Consider the following 11,546-nt stretch of genomic DNA (forward strand, 5'->3'; position numbering starts at 1 on the left):
CAAGGAAAACAATGTCTATCCAAGCATTGCGCGACAAGCGCGTCAACATCGCCAACAAGATGAAAGCCCTGGTGGAGAAAGAAGGCGCGTGGGATGCCGAGCGCCAGGCTGAATTCAGCAATATGAAAACCGAGGTGGAGCAGATCGATAACCAGATCAGCGCCATTGAAGCCGCGTTGCGCGTTCAGGAAGGCATCGCCGCTACTGACGAGCAGACGGCCCAATTCCGTAACGTGTCTATCGAGAATGCGGCGGAGCTGCGCCGGGATTTGCTGGTGGCTTTCCTGCGCGATGGCCAGGAAGGCATTCAAAATCTGGTCAATTCCGGCCGCATCCAGAACGCGCAGACGGTCGGCACGCCGGCCGGCGGCGGCTATACCGTGACCCGCGAAATGTTCAGTTCAATTCAGGCGGCCATGGCATTGGTCGGCGGCGTGCGTGATGTGTCCACGGTGCTGAAAACGGCGAGCGGCAATCCGCTGGATTTCGTGGTGACGGACTCCACGCAGGAAGAAGGCGAAATCCTGGGTGAAACGCAGTTGACGCCGTCCAGCGAAACCAAGTTTGGCACGACTGACATGGGGGCGTTCAAGTACACGTCCAAAGCGGTCGCGGTGTCGCTGGAGCTGCTGCAAGACAGCGAGTTCGATATTGAGGGGTACATCGTCGCGTTGCTGGGCCAGCGCCTGGGCCGCGTCACCAATCGCCATTTCACGGTGGGCGCGGGCGATAAACAACCACGCGGCGTCGTGACCGCTGCATCAGTGGGCAAGGCCGCCGCGACTGGCCAGGTGGCGACGGTGACGCTGGAAGACCTGATCGACTTGGAGCATAGCGTCGATCCGGTATACCGCTCTGCCGCCAAGTGGATGTTCCATGACGGCACGTTGCGCAAGCTGAAGCAGCTGAAGGACGCGACCGGCCGCCCGCTGTGGTTGCCGGGTCTGGCGGTCAATGCGCCGGATACCATCTTGAACTATGGCTACCAGATCAATCAGCACATGCCGACGATGGCGGCCAATGCCAAGTCGATTCTGTTCGGCGACTTCAAGAAATATCTGATCCGCGATGTGATGGGCGCGACGCTGTACCGCAATACCGATTCCGCTTACAACGAGCGCGGCCTGGTGGGCTTCCATTCGATCCTGCGCACCGATGGCGACTTGGTGGACATCGGCGGAGCCATCAAGGCTTACCAGAATTCGGCAAGCTGATATGCGCCCCTTAGGGGGCTTTCTTTTTCCAAGGGGGTGTTATGGCGGCAAAGAAGTCGGATGTAAAAATGGTCGAAGCTCGCGTGTTGTATAGCGGCGTGTTGAGCGGTGGCGAACTGGATGGCGTGCGAGTGCAGGTCAATGACGTGCTGATGGTGCCGGAATCGGCCCTAGAAGGCGATTGCGGGCTGGACGCTAACCCGGATGCGGTGGCCGCTGCATTGGCGTCCGGCGGTCGCCGTATCGCGGCGGATGGCGCTGTGTCTCAAGCTGGCGAGTAAGGGCAATGAACAGCGCTTTGTTTGATGATCTGGCCACAGTGCGGCTGCAATGCCGCATTGATGCCGATTTGACGGACGATGACCCGCTGTTGTGGCTGTATGTGCTGGCAGCGGAGGGGCTGGCGGCGCATGAGATCGGCCGGCCGCTGCTGGGCGAGGTTTGGAAAACGGCCGCGGACGTGCCCGAGAGCGTTCGTCATTGGGTATTGCTGCGCGTGGCGACGGCATACGCGCAGCGGGAAGCAGTGGCGTCCGGCCAGCCGTTGCAGGCCATGCCGCGAACGTTTGTGGATGGCTTGCTTGATCCCTGGAGGGTGTACCGATGAACGCCAGTATGTTGAATGACCGTGTCCGGCTTAGTCAGCCAATCAAGACCCGCAAGCCGTCCGGGGGCTGGGTCGATAGCTGGACGGAGCCTAAGCCCGTGCATGCTCGCATCGAGTACCTGGGGGCGCGGACCTACACGGCGGCGCTTGCCGAGCAAACTGGTTGCCGTGTCCGGGCGACAATCCGCCGCCGCGCGGTGGTGCATGGCTGGCGTGCGCTGGTACATGGGCAGCCGTTCAAGGTGAAGACCGTCGAGCCGCACGCGAACCGGGATTTTCTGGTGTTGATGCTGGAAACGAGCGATGGAAACGGTTGAGGGCATTGGCGAGGTACTGCGCGCCCTGGACGGTGTGCCGCGCCGGCTGCAAACCAAAGTGCTGCGCCGAGGACTGCGCCGGGGCGCGGCCCTGGTTCGGGACCATGCGCGCCAGCGGGTGCGCCGCCGTTCCGGCCTGCTGGCTAAGTCGATTGTTGTCGCCAGTTCGCGCGGGAGTGGTAGGCGCGGCGTGATCGCGTACAGGGTCGCGCTCCAGCGGCGCGGCTGGTATGGCCGATTGCTGGAGTATGGCCATATGAAGCGCGGCCGAGGGCAAAAGGCCAAAGGCGGCGAGGCACGGCGCGCCGCCGCGAGGGAGGCAAGCCAGGGGGCGGGACAGATGGTCCCGCCCTATCCATTTATGCGGCCGGCTGCTGAAAGACTGCCGGAAGCGCTGTCCGTGGTCGGTGATACGGTTCGCAGCGCGCTGGAAGCCGGGGAGCTGACGCGATGATCGGCGCGGCCGTGGTGGAGCTGCTGGCCGCGCCGGATGTCGTGGCGTTGATTGGCGACCGGGTGTATCCGGTGCGCCTGCCGGATGAGCCGGAATTACCCGCAGTTGCCTATCAAGTGATTGATGAAAAGCGGGCGCGCGGCGCGGTGCGCAATCCGGGCATCGTGTTCAGCCTGGTGCAGCTGTCGATAGTGGCGGCGGACTACGATGCGGCGTATGCCGTGGCCTGGGCTGTTCGGCGCAGGTTGGAGCGCTGGCGGGGCGAAGTGGGAGGCGTCATGGTTTACGACGTGCTGGAGGATGGCGCGCAGGATGTGGGAGAGGACGCGCCGCATCTGGTGGCCATGACCTGGCGCATCCATTGGAAAGCAAATTGAAAGGGCGATGTGTCGCGAGTTGAACAATTGATGGTCGCCGTTGAGGCGGCTTTGCTGGGGACGACGGCGGCGGGCGAGCGAGTGAGCCGCGACTTGCAAAAGGGGCTGAATTTTGGCGAGTTCCCGGCGGTGTGTCTGCACCAGTTGCAGGATGTGCCGTTGTCGGGTTCGCCGGTCGGCTACGAATATCGCCAGCTATCGATAGAGCTGGAATTGCTGGCGGAAGGCGACGTTCCGCATTCGGCTTGTGAGGCGCTGCGGGCGGAAGTGCATACCGTATTGCATGCCGCCCTGGAAGTGCAGGACTTGCAGGCCGGCGCGGTGCAATGGGAGTACGACGAGGAAAATCCACGACTCGGCATCTGCCGGGCGCAATACCTGCTGACCTATCGGCGGCGGGAGGGTGAGTTGTAGTCGGTTCGAAATGGTGTCTGGCTCGCTGCGGCGGGCCTTTTTTTATGCCTGAAAGGGGTGGCAATGTCACTGAATAGTAAGCGGGTGGCGATCATCGCCAAGGTTGAAACGAAAGAGGGGGTGGACGCGGTGCCGACTGGCGCGGCGAATGCGATCTTGGTCGCAAGTCCGAAAGTCACGCCGCTGGATAGCGACAAGGCGGAGCGGAACATTGTCCGGCCATATTTTGGGAATTCCGAATCGGTCGTCACCGGGGTTCGCATGAAAGCTGAGTTTGAGGTCGAGCTGGCCGGCGCGGGGGAGCCGGGGGCGGTGCCGGCCTGGGGCGTGCTGCTGCGGGGCTGCGGCTTTGCTGAAACAGTGGTGAAGGATACCACTGTCAGTTACGCGCCGATTTCCACCGGGCATCAGTCGCTGACGATCTATTACAACCTTGACGGCGTGCAGCATAAGTTGCTGGGCGCGCGCGGCAATGTTTCGTTCGATCTGCAAAACAAGCAGTTCCCGAAAATGAAATTCACCTTTACCGGCGTGCATGGCGGCATCGTTGACGCCGCCGCGCCGGCGCTGACGTTGACGCCGTTCATGACGCCGATGCCATTCGATGCGGCGAATGTCGCGCACTTCAATCTATTCGCCTTCGCGCCAGCTGTGCAGAGCCTGACATTCGACATGGCCAATGAAGTCAAACATCGCAGCTTGCCGGGCGGTACGGAACGCGTACTGATTACCGGCCGCAAGCCATCGGGTAGCGCGCAAATCGAATCGACGACTGTCGCGGAAAAAGATTGGTTCGAAATCGCGAGGACCGGCCGTCGCGGGATGCTCAATCTTGAGCATGGCAAGGTGGCCGGCAACATCATTCTGATAGAGGCAAACATCAGCATTGGCAGCGCCGACTATGGCGACAGCGACAACATCAGCATGACTACGCTGCCGCTGGCGCTACTGCCATATGACGGCGACGACGAATTCAAAATTACCATTCGATAAAAGAGAAGCACATGTTCAAGATCGCAACGGCCGGCCAGGTTCGCGTCCCGGCCGAAATCCATACCCGCACCGAGTCCGGCGCGGAAAATATCGCCACTATTCAACTGACCGGCCGGCTGATGTCGCAGCCGGATTGGGATGCGCTGATTAAGCGTTTTTCGCCGGATCAAGCGATAGAAGACCTGTCCGAGATCTACCGCCAAAACGCCAGGTTGTTTGCCGAGGTTTTCACGGCCTGGGAGGGCGTGTCTGATGAGGCCGGCAAGCCGCTGCCGTTGTCGCAAGCCGCGATGGAAGCGGCCTTGCTGTCGGTCGATGGCCCGCAAGTGAATTCGGCGCTGCAAAGTGCGCTGCATGAGCTTCGCTTCGGAGCGGCGCGAAAAAACTGATTGAGGCGGTGCGCTACCAATTCGGCGAGCGCGCCGCCAGTCGGGACGAGAACCGGCGGGCGCTGCTGGATGCCGGCGTTCCCGTCGATCAGGTGGACGCGCTATTGCCAGGCGGCGGCGACGAGTCGTTCAGCCTGCTGGAAGACGCGGTGCCGGCCTGGCGTGTTTGGCAGGGGATGCAAACCCAATGGCGGGTTGGTCCGGCCGGGCCGTTCGGCCTGGACTACGCCGCGCTGCCGGTGGTTGAGCAGCGGTTAGGGATTGAAGAGACGCAGCGCGCGGCGATATTCGGCCATCTGCAAGAAATGGAGCGCGAGGCGTTGAGGCTGACGGCGAGAAAGGGGAAGTAGTGGCAGCAACGCAAACAGTTGGCTCGCTGGTGATCAATCTTGAAGCCCGGATGGCGCAATTACAGTCTGAAATGGCTGCGGCGGGGCGGACGGTCAAGTCCACGATGGGAAGCATTCAGGACGAATCCAAGCGGGCCGGCGACGCCCTGGAGCGTTTGAACGCGACGGCCGCCGCCCTGGGCGGTTTCGTCATTGCTGAGCGCGCGGTTAGCGCCTTGGTGTCGGGCTTTGCCGAACTGCCCAAGATGGGCTTTGCCTTCGCCAATCAACTGGAGGTGATGCAAGTCGGCATGGCCGGGACAATGGCCAGCATGGCGACCGTGGGCGGCAAGGCCGTGTCGATGAATCAGGCGATGGCGATTTCCGGCGAGCTGGTGCATGCGCTGGCGGAGGATGCCGCCCGCACGGCGGCCAGCACGCAAGAACTGGTCGCCGGCTTTAACGCCATGCTAGGGCCGGGCTTGCAGGCAAAGATGACGGTGGGCGAGATTCGCCAGTTGGCCACGGTCGGTATCAACGCGGTCAAGTCGATGGGCTTGGAGGCGGGGCAGGTAGTGCAGGAAATGCGTTCTATCCTGACCGGCAACATCAGTTCGGATTCCCAGCTCGCGGTCGCCCTGGGCATTACTAACAAAGACGTGGAGAAAATCAAAAAGTCCGGCGGCGACCTGTTCAAATTCTTGTCAGAGCGCTTGCAGGGCTTTGCCGAAAGCAGCGACATCTATTCCAAGACGCTGACAGGCATGGTCGATACGTCCAAAGAGGTGATGTCGAAGCTGGCGGCCGAGGGGGTGGAGCCACTGCGCGAGGCGACAAAGAGCTGGCTGGAGCAGTTCAACGAAGGGCTGTCCAAGGATGCCGGCCGCGCCCTGGTGGCCAGCATGCAGGAGGGGAGCCGCGAGCTGGTTGAGCTGGCTGGCATGACCGGTCGCGCCGTGGCGGGCGTCTACGAGTACCGCGATGCCATTGGCGCGGTGATCGCGGCCTATGCCACACTCAAAGCGGCGCAGATGGCCGGTGGTGCCGGGGATGCGGTTGCGGGTTGGGGGCAGCGCGTCGCGGCGGCGCGAGCGTCGGCGGTGGCTGACGAAAACGCTACTCAAGGGGCAATCCGGCGGGCGCAAGCGGATCGCATCGCCGCGATGACGGAACTGGACCGGGCGCGGGCCAGCAGTGCGCGTGCAGGGCAAGAAGTGGCGGCGCAGGCGGTGGACCGGCAGCGGCTGGCACTGGATACGGCGCTGGCGCAAGGGGCGGCGCGTCAGATTGAGCAGTCTGGCAGTTTGGCAATTGCGAAAAGCATGGTGGCGGAGGCCGACGCGGCGGCGAGTGTGGCTGCTGTAGAGCTGGCGGCGGCCGAACGGGCGCGCGCCGCGCAAACCGTTGGCAGTGTCGCCGCCTATGAGCGTTTGCAGGTTGCCCAGCTGGCCAGCGCCAGGGCGAGCGCGGACTTGGCCGTTGCTAAAGCCCTGGAGGCGGCCGAGCAGGACCGGTTGACGGTCGCGCAGAGCCGCGCATTGGCGATGAGCAATGCGCTTGCCGTCGCGGACGCGAAGCTGGCGGCGGCGGAAACGGCGGCGGCGGAAGCGGCGACCGCCCAAACGGCCGCGACCGGACATGCCGCACTGGCTGCTGAAGCCGCTGCGGCGGCCCAAGTTCGGCATGCGGCGGCAGTGGCGCGGGTTAGCCTGGTATCGCAAGCGGCGGCCGGTGCGGTGGGTTTGTTCAGCCGGGCGCTTGCCTTGGTCGGCGGGCCGATTGGCGTTGCGGTCTTGGCAATAGGCGGATTGATTGCCTATTGGGATGAGCTGGCGGCGGCGGCTGGCGATGCGGCGGCTAAGAACGAGCTGGCGGCCAAGCGCATTCAGAAAGCGCTATCTGATGTCGATGTCGCCACGCTGCGGAGCGAAGCCAAGTCGTCGCGCGAGGAGTATGAAAAGCTCAATTCGCGCTATGAAAAGATCGGCGGCGGCTTGCCGGAAGGGCTGAAGCTGTCTTTGTTGTCTGATCTGGACGAGGCGCGCGGGCGGATGCTGCGCGCGGAGTCGGCGCTCAAGGAGTCGAAGCAGCAGCAAGCCGATTCGGCTTTGCAGTCGTTTTATGATCGGTTTCCGGGGGAGAAGAAGGCGGCGACGCCAGACGCGGCTTTGCCGGACCTGAAGGCGAAATTTGCAACGCCGAAGGATGACGCAGAGGGCAAGCGGTTAGCCGAGCGGCAGCGGGAGGCAATTCTACGGCTGGAGCGTCAAGTTCAGTCCGTGGATAAGCTGACCGAGGCCGAGAAAGTGCGCTTCGAAGTGACGCGGGGCGATTATGCCAAGTTCGATGAGGCGACCAAGGGTCGTTTGCTGGCGTTGGCGGCCGAGCTGGATTCAACCAAGGCGCTAAAGGCAGAGAACAAGCGGTTTTTCGATGAGTTGAACCGGGATGCCGAAGAGTACGAGCGCCGCAATCGTCAGATTCTGGAGCGGCTGCGCGGCGGCGAATACGACAACGCATCCGAGCGTTTGCAGCGCGACCATCACCAGCGCAAGACCGATATCGAGTATGCGCAAGGCTTGTCTCCGGAGGAGCGGGAAAAGTACGGCGCGGCCGAAGACCAGCGGAACGCACGGGCGATCGAGGCATTGCGCAGCAGTGAGCGCCAGGGCATCGGCCTGCAATCTGAAGACCAGCAGTTGCGCGACCAGTATGACCGTCGCCATCAGTTGATCATGGATGCGACGACGCTCACGGAAACCGAGCGCGCGGACTACATCAAACGCAATCAGGAGCAGTTGAATGCCGATCTGCTGAACCTGGAGCGCAACCGCGCGTCCGCGATGCTGTCGAGTTCGAGCCAACTGTTTGACGGGCTGGCCGGTTTGGCGGCGGGCTTCAAAGGCAAGCAATCCGGCATATACCGCGCCATGTTCGCCATGAGCAAGGCGTTTGCGGTTGCGGACGCCATCATCAAAATTCAGCAAGCCATTGCGACGGCTGCGGCAAGCGCGCCCTGGCCCGCGAATATGGGGGCGATGGCGTCGGTTGTGTCGGCTACGGCCGGCCTTGTGTCCACAATTGGCAGCACGCAGCTATCAGGCATGGCGCATGACGGCATCGACAATGTCCCGCGTGAAGGGACGTGGTTGCTCGACAAGGGCGAGCGCGTAATAGATCGCCGGACGAATGCCGATCTGAAGGACTTTCTAACCCGCGTCAACGCGCCCGCCGCCGGGGGCGCTGCGCCGGCTCAGCCGGTGAAGGTAATCATCAACAACCTTGCGCCAGGTGCGACGGCGCGAACAGAGGAGCGGCAGGGGGCAGACGGCGGCCGGGAAATTCTGGTTCTGGTCGAGCGTGTAGTTGAAAACAAGTTGGCCGAATCGATGAGACCTGACGGCCAGATTTACGATTTTGTCAGGGGGTAATGTGGCGGAGGTTTTTAGCTGGACGCCGTTGTTTGGCGGTGCGTCGTCAATCCGGGCGCGAGTGAAGGAAGCCCGGTTTGGCGATGGCTATGGCCAGCGGGTGCCTGACGGCATCAACAGCATGCCGCGCGTGCGCAAGCTGTCTTTTGCCGTTGGCCAGGCCGAAGCGGATGCGATTGAGGCGTTCTTAATGCGCCATGCCGGCGCGCGCTGGTTCTGGTTCACCTATCCCGGCGCGGCGCGGGCCAAGTTCCGCTGTAGTGAGTGGGACCGCTCATATCTGGCGGCCGGCGATGAGGTAGTCGCGGTGACGTTTGAACAGGTTTTCGATTCGGGGGAATAAATGGGCGAGATACACGCGGAAAAACAGCGTCTGGTCTCGGACGCGATTGTGCAGCTATTCGAGCTGCGGCCGCCGCCTGGCGTGTCGGTGCCGGCGATGCGGTTCACGGCCAGCGGCAACGGCCAGCCGGTGACATTCCAAGGGCTGGCTTACGAGCCGTGGGCCATCGAGGCCAAGGGGTTTGAAAGCAGCCAGAAAGGCGCACCGCGCCCGAAGCTGTCTATCGGCAATGTCGCGACGCTGTCGGATGGGCGAGAGGTGCGGGGGATTTTCACGGCCCTGGTGATGCAGCATCAGGGCCTTGTCGGCTGGCAGCTGGTGCGGCGGGTGACGCATGCCAAGTTTTGCGCGGGCGGCGAACTAGCCGACTTCCCGGAAATGTACCCGGAGGAAACCTGGCTGATTAATCGCCGCGAGGCCGACAACGGCGACGCCATCACGTTCGAATTGCGCAGCCGGCTAGACCTGGCTGGCAAGCGCGCGCCGGGGGTGTTGGTGACACGCTATTGCCCGGCGCATGTGGTGTATCGGGGGGCGCATTGCGGTTATCAGGGCGTGGCGATGTTTGACGCGCGAGAACAGCCGGTGACGGACCCGCGTTTAGACAAATGCGGTAAGCGGTTAGCTAGTTGTAAGGCGCGGGGGAACTTGGCGAACTATGGCGGATGTCCTGGCATGCGCCGCTACAACTGAACGACTTCTAAGCCATCTTGAGCCGCCTTGTGCGGCTTTTTTCATGGGTAAAGCGATGACTGCAACATCCGAACAAATCGCCGCCATGCTGGACTACGCGGCGCAGGCCGGGGAGCGGGAGGCTTGCGGCCTGGTGCTGGATTCCGGCCGCATCTATCCCTGCCGCAACTTGGCGGACGATCCAGAGCATTTTTTTCGCATTGATCCCGCCGGGCGAGCAGCGGCCGAGCAGCTGGGCCGGGTCGCCGGCATCTGGCATAGCCACCCGAACAGCACGGCGGAGCCATCGCTCATTGATCGGGCGATGTGCGAGCGTTCCGGCCTGCCGTGGCATGTCGTCAGCTGGCCCGGCGGCGATTATCGCTACATCGAGCCGAACGGCTGGCGGGCTGATTATCTAGGCCGCCCGTATTGCTATGGGGTAATTGACTGCTGGGAGCTGGTGCGCGACTGGTACGCGCGCGAACGCGGTGTGTCCTTGCCGCGCCCGAACGAGCCTGACGGCTGGTGGGAGCGCGGTCTAGACCTGTTCAGCACGGCGGCCGAGGCCGCCGGTTTTATTTGGGTCGATGACGAGCCGCAAGCCGGCGACGTGCTGTTGATGCAGATACGAGGCCAGCGGCCGAACCATGTTGCCGTCTGGCTGGGCGACGGCCGCATTCTCCACCATCTGCGCGACCGGCAATCAGAGACACATATCTATGGCGGCTGGTGGCAGCGGGTGACGGTGCGCCGGGCGAGGTATCGCGCATGAGCGAGATTAGAACGATTCGCCTCGGGGGCGCGCTGGGCGAACAGTACGGCCGCGAGCATCGCTTGTCGGTGGCGTCGGTGGCCGAGGTGGTGCCGGCGCTGAATGCGCTGCATCCCGGATTTAACAACACGCTGCGCGCCCTGGATGAGCAGGGGCTGGCTTTCCGGGTGACGGTGGCAGATAGGGATATCGCGGAACAAGAACTGACGCTGGTTTCGCAAGGGGATGTGCTGATCATGCCGGAAGTGTTCGGGGCCGGCGGTAGCCGGCAAATCCTGGGCAGCGTGTTGATCGCGGTGGGCGCGGCGACGTGGGCATTCGGCGGAACGCAACTGATGGCGCTGGGCATCGGCCTGATGGTTAGCGGCGCGGTGTTGATGTTGACGCCAGTTCCGCGCCTGGATCAGTCGCAGAGCGAGCAGCAGCAGGGCAAGCCGTCCTACCTGTTCAACGGCGCGGCGAACAGCAGCGCGCAGGGCGTGCCGGCGCCCTGGGGCTGGGGGCGACATCGAGCGGGCGGCATCATCATTTCGGCGGGTATCAGCGTAGAGGACATGTAAGGGATATGGGGGAGTTGGAAATCATCGGTGCCGGCGGCGGCGGGCCAAAAGAGCCGCGCCGGCCGGTAGAGGCGCTGGACTCGCTGCAATCGCTGGCCACGGCCAGGGTGTTGATGCTGGTGGGGCTGGGCGAAATGGGTGGACTTGTCGAGGGTGACAAGTCCATTTTTTTTGGCGGCGTGCCGCTGGGCAATTCGGATGGCGCGCGCAATTTCGAGCGGGTGCGGGTGGAACATCGGGTCGGCACGGCGGCGCAAACGCCGATGGCCGGTTTCGATGAAATCGAAACCGAATACGCGGTCGGAGTTGAGGTCAAGGCCGGCGACAAAGCGGGCATCGCGCGCAACATCGACAACCTGGATGCCGCCGCGATTCGCGTAACCGTTTCCGTGCGGGGCCTGATGTCGATCAACGACGACGGCGACACGAACCCGTCAAGAGTGGATCTGGCGGTTGACGTTTGCCAGCCTGGCGGGGCCTGGCAACAGGTGCGCAATATCGGCATCGAGGGCAAGACCCGCAGCAATTACCAGCGTAGCGTCCGGATCGATCTGCCGGGGCGCGGGCCGTGGCAAGTGCGGGTGCGGCGGCTGACGCCCGACAGCACGTCGCAAAAGCTGATCAATGCCACGGCATGGGATAGCTATACGGTGTTGCAGCCGCTGCAACTG

The 11,546-nt window shown here is 63.1% G+C and carries 16 protein-coding genes; all 16 read left to right on the top strand.

Going from position 1 to position 11,546, the window contains the following annotated elements:
• The first annotated feature begins 11 nt into the window (after positions 1-11).
• A complete protein-coding gene (locus VL52_RS19470) occupies positions 12-1,214 on the top strand; it encodes a phage major capsid protein (protein WP_046158593.1) in 1,203 nt (400 codons plus the stop codon).
• 41 nt (positions 1,215-1,255) lie between these two features.
• Positions 1,256-1,495, top strand: coding sequence for a hypothetical protein (locus VL52_RS19475; protein WP_046158594.1), 240 nt, complete (start codon positions 1,256-1,258; stop codon positions 1,493-1,495).
• A gap of 5 nt (positions 1,496-1,500) precedes the next feature.
• Positions 1,501-1,821: a head-tail connector protein gene (locus tag VL52_RS19480; RefSeq protein ID WP_046158595.1), complete on the top strand. Its 321-nt coding sequence runs from the start codon at positions 1,501-1,503 to the stop codon at positions 1,819-1,821.
• The gene (locus tag VL52_RS19485) at positions 1,818-2,138 is read left to right on the top strand and encodes a phage head closure protein (RefSeq protein ID WP_046158596.1); all 321 of its coding nucleotides are present in this window, start codon (positions 1,818-1,820) and stop codon (positions 2,136-2,138) included. Before VL52_RS19480 ends, VL52_RS19485 begins: the two co-directional genes overlap by 4 nt.
• Positions 2,125-2,592 carry an HK97 gp10 family phage protein gene (locus tag VL52_RS19490; protein ID WP_046158597.1) on the top strand — a complete coding sequence of 156 codons (468 nt, stop codon included), beginning with the start codon at positions 2,125-2,127 and terminating at the stop codon, positions 2,590-2,592. Before VL52_RS19485 ends, VL52_RS19490 begins: the two co-directional genes overlap by 14 nt.
• Entirely contained in the window at positions 2,589-2,969 is a 381-nt protein-coding gene (gp17, locus tag VL52_RS19495; protein ID WP_046158598.1) for a tail completion protein gp17, read from the top strand. The genes VL52_RS19490 and gp17 overlap by 4 nt, the downstream gene beginning before the upstream one ends.
• A 9-nt stretch (positions 2,970-2,978) precedes the next feature.
• A complete protein-coding gene (locus VL52_RS19500) occupies positions 2,979-3,383 on the top strand; it encodes a hypothetical protein (protein ID WP_160298971.1) in 405 nt (134 codons plus the stop codon).
• Between the two features lie 63 nt (positions 3,384-3,446).
• Positions 3,447-4,376, top strand: coding sequence for a phage tail tube protein (locus tag VL52_RS19505; RefSeq protein ID WP_046158600.1), 930 nt, complete (start codon positions 3,447-3,449; stop codon positions 4,374-4,376).
• A gap of 11 nt (positions 4,377-4,387) precedes the next feature.
• Positions 4,388-4,765 (top strand): hypothetical protein, encoded by a 378-nt coding sequence (locus tag VL52_RS19510; protein ID WP_046158601.1) that lies wholly within the window; start codon positions 4,388-4,390, stop codon positions 4,763-4,765.
• Between the two features lie 8 nt (positions 4,766-4,773).
• Entirely contained in the window at positions 4,774-5,115 is a 342-nt protein-coding gene (locus VL52_RS24805) for a DUF1799 domain-containing protein (protein ID WP_052729421.1), read from the top strand.
• Positions 5,115-8,525 (top strand): coiled-coil domain-containing protein, encoded by a 3,411-nt coding sequence (locus tag VL52_RS19520; protein ID WP_144410337.1) that lies wholly within the window; start codon positions 5,115-5,117, stop codon positions 8,523-8,525. Before VL52_RS24805 ends, VL52_RS19520 begins: the two co-directional genes overlap by 1 nt.
• Before the next feature lies 1 nt (position 8,526).
• The gene (locus VL52_RS19525; RefSeq protein WP_046158613.1) at positions 8,527-8,868 is read left to right on the top strand and encodes a phage tail protein; all 342 of its coding nucleotides are present in this window, start codon (positions 8,527-8,529) and stop codon (positions 8,866-8,868) included.
• Positions 8,869-9,561, top strand: coding sequence for a phage minor tail protein L (locus VL52_RS19530; protein WP_046158603.1), 693 nt, complete (start codon positions 8,869-8,871; stop codon positions 9,559-9,561).
• A gap of 55 nt (positions 9,562-9,616) precedes the next feature.
• Positions 9,617-10,315, top strand: coding sequence for a C40 family peptidase (locus tag VL52_RS19535; protein WP_046158604.1), 699 nt, complete (start codon positions 9,617-9,619; stop codon positions 10,313-10,315).
• Positions 10,312-10,875, top strand: a complete 564-nt coding sequence (locus VL52_RS19540; RefSeq protein ID WP_046157778.1) for a tail assembly protein — start codon at positions 10,312-10,314, stop codon at positions 10,873-10,875. The genes VL52_RS19535 and VL52_RS19540 overlap by 4 nt, the downstream gene beginning before the upstream one ends.
• Before the next feature lie 14 nt (positions 10,876-10,889).
• The coding region (gene gpJ / locus VL52_RS19545; RefSeq protein ID WP_046158605.1) for a TipJ family phage tail tip protein at positions 10,890-11,546 on the top strand (657 nt) is incomplete at its 3' end.

This window comes from Chromobacterium vaccinii, assembly GCF_000971335.1.
In the GTDB taxonomy this organism is placed as follows: Bacteria; Pseudomonadota; Gammaproteobacteria; order Burkholderiales; family Chromobacteriaceae; genus Chromobacterium; species Chromobacterium vaccinii.